22 protein-coding genes and 1 other annotated feature are annotated in these 17300 nt (G+C 55.4%); of the genes, 11 read left to right on the forward strand and 11 right to left on the reverse strand.

Going from position 1 to position 17300, the window contains the following annotated elements:
* Positions 1 to 122: 122 nt before the first annotated feature.
* Together J4772_RS29920 and J4772_RS29925 are read right to left on the reverse strand one after the other, a co-directional pair.
* Complete coding sequence (locus tag J4772_RS29920; RefSeq protein WP_209072695.1) at positions 123 to 1340, reverse strand: copper amine oxidase N-terminal domain-containing protein; 1218 nt, start codon at positions 1338 to 1340, stop codon at positions 123 to 125.
* Positions 1341 to 1421: 81 nt separating this feature from the next.
* The gene (locus tag J4772_RS29925; protein ID WP_209072696.1) at positions 1422 to 1988 is read right to left on the reverse strand and encodes a putative periplasmic lipoprotein; all 567 of its coding nucleotides are present in this window, start codon (positions 1986 to 1988) and stop codon (positions 1422 to 1424) included.
* Positions 1989 to 2038: 50 nt separating this feature from the next.
* Positions 2039 to 2299: a binding site (T-box leader), on the forward strand.
* A gap of 58 nt (positions 2300 to 2357) precedes the next feature.
* Here J4772_RS29925 and ilvA point away from each other — a divergent pair.
* The 7 genes from ilvA to J4772_RS29960 all read left to right on the forward strand — a co-directional run bounded on the left by ilvA (position 2358) and on the right by J4772_RS29960 (position 7723).
* Complete coding sequence (gene ilvA / locus J4772_RS29930; protein ID WP_209072697.1) at positions 2358 to 3626, forward strand: threonine ammonia-lyase IlvA; 1269 nt, start codon at positions 2358 to 2360, stop codon at positions 3624 to 3626.
* A gap of 205 nt (positions 3627 to 3831) precedes the next feature.
* The gene (locus J4772_RS29935) at positions 3832 to 3987 is read left to right on the forward strand and encodes a hypothetical protein (protein ID WP_209072698.1); all 156 of its coding nucleotides are present in this window, start codon (positions 3832 to 3834) and stop codon (positions 3985 to 3987) included.
* A gap of 265 nt (positions 3988 to 4252) precedes the next feature.
* The gene (locus J4772_RS29940; RefSeq protein WP_209072699.1) at positions 4253 to 5407 is read left to right on the forward strand and encodes an MGDG synthase family glycosyltransferase; all 1155 of its coding nucleotides are present in this window, start codon (positions 4253 to 4255) and stop codon (positions 5405 to 5407) included.
* On the forward strand, positions 5388 to 6593 hold the full coding sequence (locus tag J4772_RS29945) for an MFS transporter (RefSeq protein ID WP_247740890.1): 1206 nt from the start codon (positions 5388 to 5390) through the stop codon (positions 6591 to 6593). The genes J4772_RS29940 and J4772_RS29945 overlap by 20 nt, the downstream gene beginning before the upstream one ends.
* 45 nt (positions 6594 to 6638) lie before the next feature.
* Positions 6639 to 7214, forward strand: a complete 576-nt coding sequence (locus tag J4772_RS29950; protein WP_116059759.1) for a TVP38/TMEM64 family protein — start codon at positions 6639 to 6641, stop codon at positions 7212 to 7214.
* 73 nt (positions 7215 to 7287) lie between these two features.
* The gene (locus J4772_RS29955; protein WP_181917516.1) at positions 7288 to 7431 is read left to right on the forward strand and encodes a hypothetical protein; all 144 of its coding nucleotides are present in this window, start codon (positions 7288 to 7290) and stop codon (positions 7429 to 7431) included.
* A 13-nt stretch (positions 7432 to 7444) separates the two neighbouring features.
* Positions 7445 to 7723: a transposase gene (locus J4772_RS29960; RefSeq protein WP_116059758.1), complete on the forward strand. Its 279-nt coding sequence runs from the start codon at positions 7445 to 7447 to the stop codon at positions 7721 to 7723.
* A gap of 54 nt (positions 7724 to 7777) precedes the next feature.
* Here the strand turns inward: J4772_RS29960 and J4772_RS29965 are convergent, their stop codons facing one another.
* Both J4772_RS29965 and J4772_RS29970 read right to left on the reverse strand, forming a co-directional pair.
* Positions 7778 to 8857: an FUSC family protein gene (locus J4772_RS29965; protein WP_209072700.1), complete on the reverse strand. Its 1080-nt coding sequence runs from the start codon at positions 8855 to 8857 to the stop codon at positions 7778 to 7780.
* Complete coding sequence (locus tag J4772_RS29970) at positions 8854 to 9966, reverse strand: DNA alkylation repair protein (RefSeq protein WP_209072701.1); 1113 nt, start codon at positions 9964 to 9966, stop codon at positions 8854 to 8856. Before J4772_RS29970 ends, J4772_RS29965 begins: the two co-directional genes overlap by 4 nt.
* Before the next feature lie 111 nt (positions 9967 to 10077).
* On the opposite strand from J4772_RS29970, the gene J4772_RS29975 reads away from it, so the two are divergent.
* A complete protein-coding gene (locus J4772_RS29975) occupies positions 10078 to 10998 on the forward strand; it encodes a diacylglycerol/lipid kinase family protein (protein WP_247740891.1) in 921 nt (306 codons plus the stop codon).
* On the opposite strand, the gene J4772_RS29980 is transcribed toward J4772_RS29975, so the two are convergent.
* A complete protein-coding gene (locus J4772_RS29980; protein WP_209072702.1) occupies positions 10965 to 12728 on the reverse strand; it encodes an ATP-binding protein in 1764 nt (587 codons plus the stop codon). The genes J4772_RS29975 and J4772_RS29980 overlap by 34 nt on opposite strands.
* A 109-nt stretch (positions 12729 to 12837) precedes the next feature.
* On the opposite strand from J4772_RS29980, the gene mscL reads away from it, so the two are divergent.
* Both mscL and J4772_RS29990 read left to right on the forward strand, forming a co-directional pair.
* Complete coding sequence (mscL, locus tag J4772_RS29985) at positions 12838 to 13347, forward strand: large conductance mechanosensitive channel protein MscL (RefSeq protein WP_209072703.1); 510 nt, start codon at positions 12838 to 12840, stop codon at positions 13345 to 13347.
* A 6-nt stretch (positions 13348 to 13353) separates the two neighbouring features.
* A complete protein-coding gene (locus J4772_RS29990) occupies positions 13354 to 13998 on the forward strand; it encodes an NUDIX hydrolase (protein ID WP_209072704.1) in 645 nt (214 codons plus the stop codon).
* On the opposite strand, the gene J4772_RS29995 is transcribed toward J4772_RS29990, so the two are convergent.
* The 4 genes from J4772_RS29995 to J4772_RS30010 all read right to left on the reverse strand — a co-directional run bounded on the left by J4772_RS29995 (position 13967) and on the right by J4772_RS30010 (position 16246).
* The gene (locus tag J4772_RS29995) at positions 13967 to 14794 is read right to left on the reverse strand and encodes a hypothetical protein (RefSeq protein ID WP_209072705.1); all 828 of its coding nucleotides are present in this window, start codon (positions 14792 to 14794) and stop codon (positions 13967 to 13969) included. The two genes, J4772_RS29990 and J4772_RS29995, sit on opposite strands and share 32 nt — an antisense overlap.
* A 136-nt stretch (positions 14795 to 14930) precedes the next feature.
* Positions 14931 to 15734: a glycoside hydrolase family 73 protein gene (locus J4772_RS30000; protein ID WP_209072706.1), complete on the reverse strand. Its 804-nt coding sequence runs from the start codon at positions 15732 to 15734 to the stop codon at positions 14931 to 14933.
* Positions 15673 to 15978 carry a hypothetical protein gene (locus J4772_RS30005; protein ID WP_116059751.1) on the reverse strand — a complete coding sequence of 102 codons (306 nt, stop codon included), beginning with the start codon at positions 15976 to 15978 and terminating at the stop codon, positions 15673 to 15675. Before J4772_RS30005 ends, J4772_RS30000 begins: the two co-directional genes overlap by 62 nt.
* 7 nt (positions 15979 to 15985) lie before the next feature.
* Positions 15986 to 16246, reverse strand: a complete 261-nt coding sequence (locus J4772_RS30010; protein WP_116059750.1) for a hemolysin XhlA family protein — start codon at positions 16244 to 16246, stop codon at positions 15986 to 15988.
* A gap of 264 nt (positions 16247 to 16510) precedes the next feature.
* Here J4772_RS30010 and J4772_RS30015 point away from each other — a divergent pair, with 264 nt between their 5' ends.
* A complete protein-coding gene (locus tag J4772_RS30015) occupies positions 16511 to 16660 on the forward strand; it encodes a hypothetical protein (RefSeq protein WP_209072707.1) in 150 nt (49 codons plus the stop codon).
* 63 nt (positions 16661 to 16723) lie between these two features.
* On the opposite strand, the gene J4772_RS30020 is transcribed toward J4772_RS30015, so the two are convergent.
* Together J4772_RS30020 and J4772_RS30025 are read right to left on the reverse strand one after the other, a co-directional pair.
* Complete coding sequence (locus tag J4772_RS30020) at positions 16724 to 16831, reverse strand: CD1375 family protein (RefSeq protein WP_209072708.1); 108 nt, start codon at positions 16829 to 16831, stop codon at positions 16724 to 16726.
* A gap of 52 nt (positions 16832 to 16883) precedes the next feature.
* A complete protein-coding gene (locus J4772_RS30025) occupies positions 16884 to 17285 on the reverse strand; it encodes a hypothetical protein (protein WP_116059749.1) in 402 nt (133 codons plus the stop codon).
* Positions 17286 to 17300 lie beyond the last annotated feature (15 nt).

Consider the following 17300-nt stretch of genomic DNA (forward strand, 5'->3'; position numbering starts at 1 on the left):
CCCTTTATAAGACCTGACACTGGTAAATTTATTCGGCAAACCGTCTCGCATATGCCCCCTTCGGCAAAAAAGGCGAGAAAAAGCGCTCCCCCGAAGCCGGGAGAGCGCGGATGATGCCCGAATTATAATTGCTCGCTGGAAAGAACGATCGCTTCCGCTTGAAGCAGCCATTTGCCGTCGACTTTAACGGCTTCGTTGAGCACGACGGAGCGGCTCTTGTACGTCTCTCCGCCTGCCGTCGTCTCCGAAACCATTTCAATTAGCAGCGATGCGGTGCCCTTCTTGCCGTCGTAATCGACAACCGTCCAACGCTCGCCTTTGACGTTAAGCGTCGCCGTCTCGAACAACTGCGCCAATTCGTCTTTTAATTGTTCTTTCTCCGGAAAGTCCGCCAGCGTTGCGACGTATGCCTCCGCGTTTTTCTCGTTGGCCGCCTTCGCTTGATCTTCGAACGCTTTCCCGATCGCCGCTTTATCCGCATCCGGCAGCGCTGCCTGCTGCTCGAACAGTCCCGGAATATTCGTGTACTCGAGTCCGAGCACTTCTACATTGTAGATTTTCCAGGCGCCCTCCGAATCCTTGTGGAGCGTGTAGCGAACTTGAGCAAGATTGTCCGGATAGAAGCCGCCGCTGAGCTTCTTCGTATCTTCGATAGCGAGAACGACAGCCTTTGTTCCGCTGAAAGTTTGGATTTTCAACTCATTGATATTGGTCTTCGTCTTAGCCTTCTCGAAGCTGGCACGAACTTCGTCCAAGTCCATGATCGTGTCTCGCGCCATCAGTTGAATGATGCCTTCCGGATCTCCGGCGGCCTCTACGAGCAGCATTTTGCCGAACAGCTCGTTTACGGAAGCTTTGTCCGCCTCGGTCGGGCCTTGGAACGCTAGCGAGATGCTTTTATCCCGACCGTTCCACAGCACATTGTGGTTGGTTAACGTGCCCGCGAAGCGAAGCGCAATCAACGTTTTGCCGTTCCGCTCGATCATCTCGCCCGTGCTTGGCACCGTCCGGCCGTTCACGATAGCGATGTCCGCCTCTGCGGAGGCTTGAATCTCATAATCGTCCGATTCCGCATAAAGAATTTGCGTGGAGGAGTCCAGATCCGTCTCGTAACCGAGCGCTTCGAACAATGCTGCATACTCTACATAGCTTTTGCCTTTCTCGATCAGCAAATCTTTTCCGAAATCTACGGCTTCGCCGTTGATTCTGACGCTGATCTCCGGCGATTTGCCTGCGGTCGCCGCCGACGCGGAGCCCGCCGTCGTTAACGCCGCGATTGCCGCGAACAATACGATTGCCAAACGTTTCAACTGTCGCACCATCTTTCTGTATGTAGTCAATGCACGCCTAGACCCTCCTATTATACCAGCAGTTCGGACAAGGCGGCATTTTAACCAAATTTCGAATGGTCCGTAAACCTTTTATCCGCCGATCAACTGCTGCAAATCCTTCAGGCTCGGCTTGCGGAACGTCACTCCGACCTCTCCCTCGCCCCACTTCATGCTTTCAATTTTCAGCGGTTTGGGCAGTTCATCCGCGATTGGAATTACGCGTTCGGAGAACATCGCTTTCGGCAGCGGCACGTCTTTCATCTTCGCCTCTAGAACGACGGCGACCAGATTCGGATCCTTCCAACGCAAGCGGTATGTGATTTGCAGATTCGCGGGAACCCAGTCCTTCCAGAGAACGTTCAAGTTGGCAATCAGCCTGTCGCCGTCGAGCGCAAACTCCGCTCCCGTTACAACGATGCCTTTCTCCACTGAGGGATTGTCGGCGAGCGACTTCTTAGCCAAATTGTTCAAATCGTCGTCGGTTAAAATCAGATCCAGCGACATCCTCTTGGCCATATCGATCGCGCGATCCTTGAGCGGCACCTCATCGTAGGCAAGACCAAGAGTCTTGTCCGGCTTGACGTAATAGAGAGCTCCTACTCCCGCTATGACCGCGAGAAAGACGAGCACGAACAGACTGATCAACAATTTTTTCATCGCAATCTCCTTTTGGGTTGACTTCGGGGAATGAGAAGCGTATAACAATAATAAATTCAACGACGGGAACAAGTTGTTCGGGCCCTTCGACCTCCAGAGAGTCGGTGCGACGCTGAGAGCCGACGGTCGAAGTCCGATGGCAATATCCTCCCCGAGAAGCGACGCCGAACCGAGCTTCGTAGGCGCCGACGGCTCCCCCCGTTACGGGAAGTCGTATATACACTATACGACATTCGAGCGCCTGACGTTGCATTTTTTCATTTGCAAATCGGGAACGAGGGTGGTACCACGGATAACGATCCGTCCCTTTTCAGGGGCGGTTTTTTTATATTTCATACGCCAATTCCCATTCGAAAGGAAGATTGCTCTATGAATGCCCGATCCGATTATCATGCCGTACCGCTGGCCGATATTTTGAACGCTCACCGCGTGCTGCAGGACGTCATCGCCCCTACTCCGCTCCAATTCAATGCCGCGCTGTCCGCCAAATTCGGCTGCAACGTCTATTTGAAGCGCGAGGATCAGCAGATTGTCCGCTCCTTCAAAATCCGCGGCGCTTATTACCTGATCGCTTCCCTGTCCCCGGATGAGAGAAGCCGCGGCGTCGTCTGCGCCAGTGCGGGCAATCACGCCCAAGGCGTCGCTTATTCCTGCCGCAAGCTGGACATTCCCGGAATAATCTTTATGCCCGCAACGACTCCAAGGCAGAAAATCAATCAGGTAAAACTGTTCGGGGGAGACCGGGTCGACATCCGCTTGATCGGCGATACGTTCGATGACGCCTATGCGGAAGCGGTGCGCGTCAGCGAACAGGAAAACCTGCCGTTCGTTCACCCGTTTGACGATCCTCGTATCGTAGCCGGCAACGCCACGATCGGCAAAGAGATCATCGAGGGCGGAGCTCCGTCCATCGACCTGCTCCTCGTGACGATCGGCGGCGGCGGATTGGCGGCCGGCGTGTCCACGTACATTAAAGCGATCAGCCCTGCGACCCGCATCGTCGGAGTCGAGCCGGAGGGCGCCCCTTCGATGCGCCAAGCTTTCGAAGAGCAGCAGGTCGTTACGCTGACCGACATCGATAAGTTTGTGGACGGCGCAGCGGTCAAGCGGGTTGGAGAGCTGACATATGCCATCTGTCGGGAACTGCTGGACGACATCGTCGTCGTGCCGGAGGGACGGGTATGCACAACGATTCTGGAGCTGTACAACGAGCATGCGATCGTCGCCGAGCCTGCCGGAGCGTTGACCGTTGCCGCGCTGTCGGCGATGGATCGGGAACAATTGCGGGGCAAGAACGTCGTCTGCGTCATCAGCGGCGGTAATAACGATATCGACCGGATGCAGGAGATCAAGGAACGTTCTCTCATTTATGAAGGGCTGAAGCATTATTTTATGATCAATTTCCCTCAACGGGCCGGAGCGCTGCGCGAATTTCTGGACGATGTGCTCGGTCCGAACGACGACATCGTGCAGTTCGAATATACGAAGAAGCATAACAAGGAGAACGGACCCGCGCTCGTCGGCATCGAGCTTAAGAGTCCGGAGGATTGCGAAGGGCTGCTGAACCGCATGCAAAGCAAAGGGTTCCAGTTCATTGAGCTGAACAAGGACCCTCTGCTGTTTAATTTGCTGATTTGAGGTTTCGCTGAACCGATAGCGGCTTATGCCCTATGTTGCGGCCTTATGGCCGCAAGCTGAGCAGCAGCAAACAAACGGCCAGGGCGTGTCTGCATACTCCGAGGACAGCAGATATGGCCGAATTTTCGTTCCATGCAAGGAACTTTTGTGAAGGCGTACCGGGGGTACGTCAAGCAAAAGTGACGAAGCCGGGGGAGAAAAGGCGGTGATAGATGCCCCTAAGCGGGTTTGCATACACGCCCTAGGACGATATGCGCTAGCCGCTTGTTTGCTGCTGCAGCGTCCACAGCCGGGCATACAGCCCCGCATGCGTCAGCAGCTCGTCATGGTGAGAACGGATTCATCGCATACGGTTGCCTGAAAGCTTAGCACGATCGAACTCCGCTCTTCCGAGTCGAACGCTCCTACATTATCAACCTCCGATCCCTCATTTCCTTTCCTCACGCAAGAGAGCGTTTTTTTCATAATGACGCATAACGCCTCGATCCTCCGCCCAAAATGATAAGTACGGGTTTTCAACATTTTTGACGTGCCTTCTCCTAAGCCTTTATTCCGACTTTACATTGGGGAGTTACAGTGGACGGAGAACGATATCATCGACTAACGAGACTAAACGAGGTGCGAGCATGATGAACGACCCGCGCAAATTTTTCATCTTGTATGCCCGTTTCGGAGAAGGACATTGGCAAGCGGCGTCCGCGCTTCAACAAAGCTTCGCCAAGCTTGGCATCGCGGAGGTTAAGCTGGTCGATCTGCTGGAGGAATCGCATCCCGTTCTGAACGGGGTAAGCCGTTTCGTCTATCACAAAAGCTATTCCGTGCTCCCGCAAGCATACGGCTGGGTATATCAGCGCACCAAAACGATGAAGCCGGATTCGCTATTCGCTTCCTGGCTGCATTCGTTTGGAGTACCCGCATTGTTGAAAATGGTGGAGGCTGAGCGTCCGGACGCTATCATTCATACGTTTCCGACTCTGGCTTGCCCGCAGGTCATGCATAAAATGCGCCGCAAAATTCCGATGTTTAACGTCATTACGGACTTCGATCTGCATCTGCGCTGGGTTCATCCGGAGATCGATAAGTACTACGTCGCGACGGACGACATGCACCGACAGCTTTGCGAGCTGGGCGTCGAGCAGCGGAGGGTTGCCGCGACAGGCATTCCGATCCGCCCCGAATTTCAGGCATTGTCTGCCGCAACGAGGCCCCCTGTCGGAAAACCGACCGTGCTATTTATGGCTTCTGTCGGAATGTCGCCAGTGAACGTCTCAGGAATGTGCAGGAGCTTGACCGCTCGATGCGGCGTTCGCGTCGTCCTGATATGCGGTCGTAATCAGGCGCTCCGTCAGGCGCTTGAGGCACAGCTTGAAGAAAATCCTCACGTGACCGTACTGGGTTACGTAGAGCGAATGCAGGATTGGATGGCTGCGGCCTCCTGCATTGTTACCAAGCCGGGCGGATTGACTTTATCGGAAGCCATAGCCGTCGGGCTGCCGATTTTTCTCTATCGTCCCGTACCGGGACAGGAGTATAACAACGCTCGCTATTTGGAGAACAAAGGCGCCGCCGTCATCTGTAGATCGATCGGTCAATTAACGAATGCGATAGCGGAAAGATTTGAGAACTCCCGGCTTCGCGAGCAGATGCTTCAAGCGGTCCGTTCGCTGCGCAAACCGAACGCCTCGGACACGATCGCCTTGGATATTGTTCAACAATTGAATATAATGGAAGATGTCCCCGTTATGAAAAGGAGAACTGCTTGTGAGCAAGTCATCCCTTAAATCGCTGCTTCACACGGATATGCTTCTCTATCTGACCATTCTGTATTTAATCGAATTCGTCAGGGGAGCGGCATTGATCAGCTTTATGCCGATCTATGGCGATAAAGCGCTCGGCCTTAATTTGGATGTTATCGGAGCAGCCATAACCGCACATTATTTAACTGATACAGGACTAAAGCTGGCAATCGGCTACTTATTGGATCGTCTGTCCGTTCGCACAGTTATCAGCGTGGGCGCATTATGCTCCCTGATCGGCATCGCCGCCATGCAGTTCGCAGACATCCCTTGGGTATTTATTACGGCGGCGGCCTTGTATGGAATCGGCATCTCGCCGGTCTGGATCGTTTGTTTGACCAAAATCAACGAGGACCAACGCGCTACACAGATGGGCTTTCTGTATACGATCTGGCTCGTCGGCATGGGCAGCGGCCCCGTCGTCATCAACCTGCTGCTCGACTACGATCTGGCGGTTAGCTACTGGGTGATGGTCGGCGTCTCTCTGGCCGCCTGGCTGCTGTCGCTAATGATCAAGGGAGGCCGCAACGTTCATATCGACGTCGTACCGTTCCGCAAGCAGCTCTCCATTCTAGGCAAACGCCTGAGGGAAATGAAGCCGCTGCTTCCGGGAATGGTTCTGCAGACGCTCGGGGCGGGCATGCTGCTTCCGATTCTGCCAAGCTTTGCGGTTAACGCGCTTGATATGACCGCCACGCATTACTCCATTCTGTTGATGATTGGAGGAGGCTGCACGGTTATCGGGCTGATCCCGATGGGCAAGCTTTCCGATATGTTCGGCAAGAAGTGGTTCCTGATCGTCGGCTTTCTGGCGTTCGGCCTGGTTCTGTTCGCGCTCACCCTGCATCCTCCGCTTGGACTTGCTTTGTTCTGGGCGTTTGTGCTCGGCGTTTCCTATTCCGCCGTGCTGCCCGCATGGAACGCTCTGCTGGCCGCTTATGTTCCGCCAGGTCAGCAAGGGCTCGGATGGGGCGTATTCTCTACAGTGGAAGGCATTGGCGGCATGATCGGTCCTGTCGTCGGCGGGCTGATTGCTACCCGTTACAGCGAAGCTTCGGTAATCGGCATCGCCGGAGTTTTATTTATCGTCATCAGCGTGTTTTATGTATTCTTTCCTTTCCGACTGTTCAGGGGCGAAGCTTCGCCCGCTGCAGCGAAGGAGGCGCAATAGTCGAATTGAAGTCCGTCAGACGAGTCGAATGGAGCTGCTTGTGCAATGTTTAATGGAAATTTCAATCTCGAAGAGATCGAGCTGCTGCTGCACCGTTATTCGCAATTCGGACCGCTGCCGGGCATTGCGCTTCCTTTTCTCGAAGCGCTTCTTCCGGTCCTGCCGCTTGTCGTCTTTATCGTTGCCAACGCGGCCGCTTACGGCATGTGGTGGGGCTTCCTGTACTCCTGGATCGGCGTCACTCTTGGCGCGCTGCTCGTCTTCTCGCTGGCCCGGCGTCTGGGCAATCGCTACGGCGACCGGATTCGCGCGAGATTTCCGAAATCTAAAAAATTTTTTGAGTACATAGAGCGCAAAGGCTTTACCCCGATTTTCCTGTTGGCCTGCTTCCCGTTCTCTCCTTCCGTCATCGTAAATATCGCCTCGGGCATGTCGCGAATTCCGTTCCATACGTTCCTTACGGCAATGGGTCTGGGCAAAGCCGTCATGATCTTCACCCTGAGCTTTCTCGGACATGATCTGCAGGCGATGGCCGATCAGCCGTGGCGCATCGTCTTTGCCGTCTCCTTCGTCTTCCTGATGTGGCTGGGGGGACGCAAGCTGGAAAGCCGTTATCAGTGAACGAGATAGCATAACGTCCCTCTTCCCGTGGAATCCTAAACAGGCATTTCGAATGTCAAAGGAGGGAATGGTCATGTCCGGCAAACAGCCTTCCGACAAGCAGAAAACGGCCAGCAAAGCCCAGTCTGAGGCGGATCGGACCGGAGCAGGCAAGGAAGCGGCGAAGCGGCTGCAGTCCGAGGCCGACAGAGCCGCCGTTCCGAAGCACGGATTGTGAGGGGGCAAACGCGATGAGCGAAGCGAAAAGAATGGACCCGATGTCGGGAGAAAAAGTAGAAGTGGACGGCGTGTACGAGAACGAAGCCGGGCAAGCGCAGAAGCTTCAGCGGGGAGACGTATTCCCGTCCGATCTTATTCTCGGAGAGACGGAATGGACGCTCACCGAATTCGCCTTCGATAATCACCACGAAGGCCGAACGGACCCTCGACTCGTTCCGAAGGAGAACGATACGGACAAAATCGGCAAAATCGACCACCCCCGCCGCCAAATGGCTCCGGGCAAGAAGTAAATCAAACGCCCAACCGGCTGCGAATGATCTCCGCCGGTTGGGCGTTTCGTATAGCTATTCGTTCAAGCGGGAGAATAACGACCGCTCCTGTCTGTCCTCTTGTTCGCCGGTTTCCAGCCTGCGCTGAAACCATTGCTCCATCAGCTTGTCCAGCCTCCGCAGTCGTTCCTCGTAGCTGTACAACGCCCCTGAAATCACCAGCATACGACAACGAGCGGGCCGGTCGTTCTCCATCTGCCCGTCGATCAGCTCTGTCAGCAAAATCGAAGCCTCGGGCGGAGGTGCGGCCGAGGAAGCTCCGGGCTTAATTTTCCCGTCCCATTTCCATAGCAGCTGCTCGTGATAGGCACACAGAGCTTCGATCTCCCGATCGATGAGCCGGTTCCAGGATTTCGGCGTGGACACGGCCCAGTACTGCTCCTCCACCGCTTCGATCAGCGCGTAGCCCCGCTCCAGAGCGGCGAGCATCCCCTTGTATACGACCAGCAGCCGGACCCGCTTCAGCCGCGCCTCCTTCCGCCAAACTCTCTCCTCCGCGAACATATCGTAGTAATCCTCAAGCTTGCGAATTTTCGTCCGCAGCTCGCTTTGCTCCTTCCGGTACACGCTCTCCTTCAGCTCGTTGGAGATTACAGTGCGAAGCAGCCGGGACAGCAGCGCCTGAGCTTCTTCGACCTGCTTCACGAATCGCGAACGATGGCGGGGCGGAGCGATGCTGACGTTCACGACAAATGCGGATACCATCCCGGTCAAAATAGCGGCCAAGCGATCCCAGGCGACCATCCAACCTTGGGAGTGAGCCTCCATAATGACGACGACGGTGACCAGCGTCAAAGCGATCGTGTCCTCGGCCTTCAAACGAATGCAGATTAGAATGACGCCAATGCAGACAAGTCCGACAAGAATCGGCGTATTGCCGACGAGCCACACCGCGCCGATCGCGATAATTGCGCCAAGCACGTTGCTCTGAACCTGGTCCAGCATTTGCATCCACGAACGGTAGATCGAGGGCTGAATCGTGAAGATCGATGCAATGGCCGCGATAAGCGGGGATTCCAGGCCGATCAGTTGGCCGACCCACAGCGCGATGGCGACCGCAAGGCCGGTCTTCAGCACGCGTGCTCCGATCGTCATGCTTGCGCCCCTCCCTGCTCCGTGTCGGCCGTCAGCTCTACCTCGGCATAGGCGACTTCCCGTCCGTTCGCGACAAGCGCCATTCGGTGTACGCCAGGGTAGTGTCGGCGAGTCGACAGATCGGCGAAGGAAAACCCTCTCCCGCCTTGAACGTACGCACCGCCTGGAATACTTTTCTCGCTAAGCTTAAACAGTTTGCGGTATAGCTTGCCGTTCGAGCGCGGGAAGAATACGGCTAATTCGAGCCGCAGCTTCACTTCGTCCCCTGTGGGAGCGAGCAGCCCGTATCGGAACTCCACCGCCTCTCCGATCGAGAGTCTGGCCGGATGAATCTCCCATTCCAGCACCTCTATATCCCCCAACGGGGCCAGACCGAATAGGGCCATCGCTTCGGGATTGGCGGCTTTCAGCAGCCCGCGGCAGGCATGGCGAACGATCCAGTCCGTCCCTTGATCGCTGCCTTGCCAAGCTTTCGCGCGGTCAAGCACCAACTGCGGATGATCCTTCGAGATGTCGTTCAGATTATTCGCTACGCTGCGTCTAACGTATTCCGACGGATCCGCTTTTAGCCGTTCCAAAATCGGCCAGATCGGAGCAGGGTCCCGCTTCAGCGCGCCAAGCGCCTCTCCCCACGGCAGGCGAGGTCGGCAGCCTTCGCTGGCCAGCCTGCGCACATGCTCGTCGGGATGCGCGCTCCATTCCAGCATCTGCGCCATCATTCGCTCCTGATCCAGCTTGATGAACGGCCGCACGGCGAATTCGGCGCTGGAGCCGCAGGTGTAGCGTTCCAACGCCCGCATCGACCTCTCCCAATCGTTTAGCCCATACTTCTCTACAAAATCAGGAAAGAACAAATACGGAAAACCGCGGCATTCGTCCGCAATTGCATCAAGCACATCGAGCGCTTTGCCGTAGTCTTCGGGCAGCGTCTGTCGCAGACTCTCCGTAATTCTGCGCATTCGCTGCTTGAGCTCCAGCCCCTCCCATCCCTCGCCGAGAACGAGAGCAAGGAACCTTTCGACATCGAATTTTTCGTAAGCTTGTTTCACTTTATCGCCGAACGCCTTCAAAAAAGCAGCGTTGTAAATGGCCTTAAGCGGCTCTGCCATCACGAACTCCTCCAACCAAATAAATTCATTATAGCACGTCCGCCTTCCCGTCCGCCCGACCTCCCCTTATAATGAGAATTGATCAGCTTTCTTCAGAGAGGATTTGGCAGCTTGATACTGTTCGTCGTCAATGAAACCTCCGGCAATGGCCGCAGCCGTTCCATATGGAAACGCCTTGAGGCACGGCTTGTTCTGCAAGGCGTCGCCTATGAGCGCGTCTCGACTTCTTCCGCTGAGCAGGCCCGCGGGCTCGTTCGCGAACGCATCGAACGGGGCGGCTTGATCGCCGTGGCCGTAGTCGGCGGCGACGGCACGCTGCACGGCCTGCTTCCCGCCCTTGCGGGCTCAGGCGTACCGCTTGGCCTTATTCCGTCCGGCTCGGGTAACGACACAGCTCGCGCTCTTGGCATTCCGAAGAACGCCGACCGTGCCCTGGCGCTGATTTTGAACGGACATACGCAAAAAATCGATCTGCTGGATACGACCGCCAAGAATGAACAATCTCAGCTCACGCTGACCGCCGTCGCCATTGGGCTGGATGCGGCCGTGGCGGCGGACGTGAACGGATCGGCCTACAAAAAGTGGTGCAACCGCTTGGGTCTCGGCTCTCTCGCTTACGTCATCGGCCTGTTGCGCACGCTCGGCAGGTTCAACCCCCGCGACGTAACGGTCACGGTCGACGGAAAGACCCGCCGCTTCGAGAGGTGCTGGCTGTCCGCCGTCACCAACGTTCCAACCTATGGCGGCGGATTGCGAATAAGCCCATCCGCCCAACCGGACGACGGGCTTATTCATCTATGCGTCGTGCACGCCTGCAGCGTGCCCCGTTTTCTCATGATTTTCCCCACTGTGCTCTTTGGCCAACATGTGCGTTGGACGCAGTATGTAACGCTGCTGTCCGGAAGCGAGGCCGCGATCGAAGCCTCGCCTCCTATGCTCGCCTTCGGAGACGGGGAACCCGCCGGTCAAACCCCGCTTCGCACAGCGATTCGCCCGGGTCAGCTGGATTTCTTGATCTCGGCCTCCGGGTAGCGGAAGGGCAAAGTAATTTCGAACAACGTGCCTTTGCCAAGCTCGCTCTTCACGTCGATCTTGCCCTGATGGTTGTCTACGATTTTGTAGCTGACCATCAGTCCGAGTCCCGTCCCTTTCTCCTTCGTCGTGTAGAAAGGCTGGCCCATTTTCGCCAGTTGGTCTTCCCCGATGCCGGGTCCCTCATCTCGTATGCGAACGAATACGCCGTCGTGCTCGCGCGACAGATTGATGCGGATCCAGCCTCCGTCTATCATCGCCTCGATGGCGTTTTTGATCACATTGATGAACACTTGCTTGACCTGATTTTCCACCCCGTAAATCCAGAGAGGCTCCGTGCCGTATTCCGCTTCAATCGCAATATTGTGCAAAATAGCCTGAGCCTCCAGCAGCGTGACCGTGTCGCGCATCATCACGCGCAAATCCTGATACGTCAGCTCGTACACCTGCGGCTTGGAGAGCATCAGCAGCTCGCTTACGATGTCCTCGATCCGATCCAGCTCGGCATTCATAATATCGTAATAGCTGTTATTGTTTCTTCTCCCCGAGACGATCAATTGCAGGAAGCCTTTAAGCGAGGTCAGCGGATTGCGGATTTCGTGCGCGATGCCCGCAGCCAATTGTCCCGCCACGTACAGCTTCTCCGAATTGATCAACAGCTCCTCGTTCTTCTTGCGCTCCGAAATGTCGCGAATGATGATCTGAATCGCCGGCTCGTTGTCGAGCGTCGTCATCGTCTCCACGATTTCGGTGTGCAGCACTTTTCCTTTTAACGTAAACCATTCTTGCTCGATCGGCTTGCTGCTGCCCACGAACACCAGGTTATGCAGTCTGTCCTTGATCGTGTTATGATCGGCCGTCGGCAGGAACGCGTAGATGGACTTTCCGATCAGATCGCTCGCGTTCTCCGCTTCGAACATCCTTAACCCGGCGGCGTTGACGAAGCCCCAGCGATTGCCTTTCAGTATGGCGATCGTATCGAGAGAATTTTCCACCAGCAGTCTGTACCGTTCGTCCATCTGGTTCAGCCTCTTATCGATGTACCAGGTAATCAATGTGGAGACGAGGATGAGCAGCGCTCCCAAACCGAGAATCAACGCCAGGAAGTTAATATCCTGAGTCAGCTTGTCCGAAGTGCTGTAGATGCCGGAGGAGTACTCCACCTTGAGCGCCTGCGTCCCCAACAATTGGAGCGCGACGACCAACGTCCCCAGAAGCAAGCTCGCCATCAGCTCCCGAAACCTGAACGTCGATTCCGCCACCATGAACGCCAGAAACGTGCCGACGAACAGCATGAGCAGAGACAGGAACAGCTTGCCCGGCTCGATGTCCAGACGCTCGATCCGCGGGCCGAACACGCTGAAATAATTCAGAATGGCGATCCCAAAGGCGAGAATCGAGCTGCCGTACAGTAAGCGATACTTCAATACTCCTTGCAGGGTCAGCATCACGAAAGCCATCAAGGAGAAGAAGATAATGAACATCAACGTAACCGGCATCACCCATGTGAAAATAATCGGCTCCTGGTCGCCCAGCAAGGCCACGAAATGCTTCGCCCACAGCCCCAACCCGAACACAAAAGCCCCCCCTGCCAGCCAGAACTGACGGAACGTTCCGTTTGAACGTTTGAGGTTGCCAATAAAGTTAAACATGGTATAAGATGCGAGTATGCTAATTAACAGTGCCAGCAGCAGAAAAAAAGGAGGCCATGAGGCTACGGAACCGTTCATTGTTTACCCCTCGCATAATCTGACGTCAGGTGCTTTTTGCTTTATAAGCATTTCGACGAGTGCCAGCGAATTCCTTTTCAAATAAACCCTAAAATTTGGGAGGTACGGTATGATTAAATCTTTTTTTAATGAATTCAAAACGTTCGCCATGCGCGGCAATGTCGTGGATCTTGCCGTCGGCGTGATCATCGGGGCAGCTTTCGGCAAAATCGTGACCTCGCTCGTCAACGATATTGTTATGCCTCCTATTGGTAAGCTTTTGGGAAATGTGGACTTCAAAGACTTGTATTGGAATCTGGATCCGTCCAAAACGTTGGATGGCGGCAAAGTGCCGCAATCGCTCGACCAGGCGCGCGAAGCCGGAGCCGCAGTCATTGCCTACGGGGCGTTCATCAACATTCTGATCGATTTCCTGCTAGTTGCCCTATGCGTATTCCTGCTCGTTAAGGTGATTAACAAGCTCAATCGTAAAAAGGAAGCGGAAGCGCCGGCTCCTGTCGAATCGAAGACGCGCGAATGCCCTTACTGCCTGTCCGAAATTCCTAAGGCGGCCTCCCGCTGCTCCCACTGCACCTCTGAAGTTAAGCCGGTTGGACAAGCCTCCCCAACTAACGGGTAAAGAGCGTTGACGGAACTTTTCGACATCTACGATGAACACGACGTCTGGATCGGCACCGCCGAACGCAAGGAAGCGCACCGGCTTGGGCTATGGCATCATACGGTCCATTGCTGGCTCGTTCGCCGCGAGGATCGGGAGGGGCGGATCGCCGCCAAAATCTTGTTCCAGCAGCGTTCGGCCAACAAAGACACCGGCGCCGGCTGCTTCGACATTACGGCGGCCGGCCATCTGGAGGCTGGCGAAACGCCGGAAGCGATCGTTCGAGAACTGCAGGAAGAGCTCGGCTTGGAAGTTGGCTTCGAGAGTCTAAGCGAGTTCGGAGTCGTTCGCGAGCAAGGCTCCGGGGTTGTCGGGGGAGCAGCTTACATCGACAACGAGATCAGCCGCGTCTATGGCTTGGAAGTAGCTATGAAGCTGACGGAGTTCCGGCTGCAGGAGGAAGAAGTCGCCGGATTGTACGAGGCGGATGCAGATGAACTGATCGAACTGATAGAAGGTCGGCGAGAGCTTGTCCACGCACGCGGCGTTGCCCTGCGCGAGGGCAAGCTGCAGGCAGCGGAAGTCGAAGTCGCCCGCAGCTCTTTCGTCAAGCGGGATTTGAGCTACTACGTCTCCATATTCAAGTTTCTGCAAGCGCTCGTTCGGCAATAAGCCGGACGGGCTGCCAGCCGATCCGTCCGTTCCGAACTTTGCCCTCTACCCATTCGCCCTGCTGCGGATGCTGAAACAGCACTTCAAGCTTGCCGTCCCCGTCCGCATCCCAGATGCGGAAACGACGGCCGTCGTTCATCGGCCCGAATTTGCGGCTATCCCCGATCGACTTCCACTCCACGCGGATTTCGTTGGAGCGCTCCCCTTCCGAAGGATTTTCGCTCAGCTTTCCTAGCCACCAGTCTCCGAACAAGGAATTGTACAACAGAATCTCGTCGCCTTTTCCTTCGAACGAACCGTACCAGTAACCGCCATCCGCTCGAAAACGGCCAAGCCCTTCCCAGTTGCGATACCAACGATCAATCATATTGTGAATGTTGTAAAACTCCGTATAGCGAGGAGCGAAGTCGAAATCGTTAAGCTCGGGCTCTCCGTACAATCTTGCAGCTTCCTGATGGATACAGCCGTGCAGGTTCGACGATTCGATAAATCGTCCAAGCTCGTCGGCGCTCGCGAACGACTCCGGCTGGAACAGAATTCTTGCTTCCGCCGCCTGATTATAGCAGGGCGACCTGCGGATCGCTTCGGGAACGGATACCCACGCTTCGAGCAGCCTGGGATCTAAACCGTTCTCGCGATACCAGGCCTGAGCACGGCCGATAAAATCCCGGTGAAATTGCAAAAATTGCAGCCCGTAGCCGGGCGGCGGGTTGTTGATATCGACGTTGTGCCGGGCGTGATGCCAGTTTTTGTGCTCATCGAGCAGGCTCTGCGGAAAATTCGGAATGCGCGACATATCGGGTCAGCCCCCTCCAGGTTATGCCGCCTGCGCGGGTCGCGATTGCGGTTGCAGTTTGCGGGCAGTAGAATTGCCTATAGCATATGCAGAGGAGGCTTGGGAGGGTACTGACGCCTAATATGCAGGGACGTGACTAGGGCGTCGTCTTAATGTCGACTGACGTATCGGCCGCACTCCAGACGATCTTCGCCTTGTCGTGGACAGCGGCCAATTCTCTTATCGGAACATATCCTACGCTGCCGAACAACAATGTCGAAAGCGACTTGCCATTCGCGGTGACGGCTTTGTTGGCAAAGCCGATTTTGAGCTGCAGCGCTTCGCCGACAACTCTGGCGGCTACCCAGGTCTGTCCGGAAATGAGACGGCCTTCCGCCAGGAGCTCGCCGTTCAGACGAACGGGAATCGGCAGCGGCTCCGGTTCAGACGCCGGCGACTTCGTAGGCGGCTTTACCGGATCGGGCTTGGCGGCTTCCTCGTCGTAGCGCTTGAGCTTGTTGGCGTTGATTAGCGAGACGATCTTCGATCCGTATTGCGGATCCGTCGCATAGCCGCACAGACGCAGCGCCTCGGCTTGCATTTCGGGTGTTGTCGATTTTCTCACACGTTCATAACGGGTAAGCTGGAATAGCAGATCCTGATCCTTGTAAAAATCATAGATACTGTCATAGGCGCGAAAAAGGGCCGTCGTATCGACTCTCGTCCCATTTTCGACCTCCCATGTCCCTTTGCGCACATACTGGCCTTTCCAGTAACCATTCGGTTTACCGCTGCCTACCTTAATTCCGCCGAGATTGTACCACGGATGGATGACTCCCCCGGTCTCGAGCAGATTTTGCGCAAGCCGCACGGAAGGAAACAGGGGGGAGCCCTCTTTCCTAACTCGTATCGCGATCGGCGCCAGTGTGGCGATAAACTCCGTTTTGCTGAGCTTGACCATCTGATTGCACCTCTCTCTTCTTCGTAAAATGATAGACGCCCGACGCCGTCAGTCCGATAATGGAAATCGTCGCGAGCGTCTGCTGAACATGCTGGGGAACGAGTATAAATACAGTAGCAATGAGCAGGCTGACGAGATGATAATAGCGGCTTGGCACGCGAAACTCCTTCACGACGCCTACATAGGCGGCAACGATCGGAGCGAGAAGAGCCACCTCGTCGGTCATAGAGATCAGTTTGTCCATAGTGTATTCAACCTCCTTGCAGGTTGGTCACGGCCGCAATCACGGCTGCGATAATCGCCCCGACCAGCGTCCGCCACAGCCAACGCTGATTATCGGCAATCTCGTCAATCCGCAGATGCGCCGACCTCGTCGACTGCAGCGCTTCAAGCGCCGTGTCTCTCGCCGCCTCCGCCGTATCGCGGACATCGGTCATCGCATCGATCTTCGTCTCCAACCTAACGACGCGCTCCCGAATTTCCGAGAGCACGCGCGCTTCTTCGCTGGACATGGGTCACACCTCCTGGGTGTAGTTTTAGTTTTGTAAAAATAGGCTGCTAGTTGCAGGGGTTCCTGTTGTGTTTGAGGTTGCAGTTGAGCAGTCTTCGATACTATTTGTGCAGACTAGTAGAGCGACTCAAAAGTAACGTAATCCAGCATCGGAAACCTGCAAGCTTGGTCAGCACTCTTGCAGCCGTTCAATATCATGGTTGGACGCTCTAAGCTTGGCTAGTACGCTTGCAGACGTTCAATATCGCGATTGGACGCTCTAAGCTTGGCCAGTTCGCTTGCAGCCGTTCAATATCGCGGGTTGGACGCCCTAAGCTTGGCCAGCACTCTTGCAGCCGCGCAAAATCGCCGGTGGGACGCTCTAAGCTTGGCTAGTACGCTTGCAGCCGTTCAATCTCGCGGTTGGACGCTCTAAGCTTGGCCAGTCGTCTTGCACATCTCCAGGTGAATTTCATTACGTTATTTCGGAATCGCTCTACTAGGCATCGCTGCTTAAAATAGCTTCCACTTCCGCCCTTTTGGACTCCGGAACTTCGTCAAGCGTTTTGATGCCTTTGCGGATCAGATTGGCGTAGATTTGGGCCATGTTTCTTCATCTCCTTATTTGTGGATGGATAGCCGTATGATTCTATCGGAGCCTATCGCTTCGCGGAGGAAAACACACTCATCAGCTTCTGCAGCCGCGGCGCCGCATTCGTCTCTGCCAGCGCTTCATAGATTTCCGTCAGTCCTAGCATCACCTCGACGCTCTCCGCTTCAAGCTGCGCAATTCTGTCTTCGGGCGACAACGGCCTTGGCGCATTCCGAATCTCATCGATCTGTTCCTGTTCCATCCCCTCAATCCACGTCGAGTTAGAAAAATCCCATCGGGGCGTAAACAGCCCTTCTGGGACTTTCTCGGCGACGATGTAGCCAGTTAGAGCCTCTTCCATTTCGGATGGCGCTATCTCTAGAATCTCTGTTACGCCTGTTTGCGAGAGTGGTACGATGACCGGTTCGACGTAAAAGCCGTTAAGGTCTGTTTTTATGGCTTCTTTCATTTTGGCGGTACCTCC

The organism is Cohnella sp. LGH, from assembly GCF_017671885.1.
Lineage (GTDB): Bacteria > Bacillota > Bacilli > Paenibacillales > Paenibacillaceae > Cohnella > Cohnella phaseoli.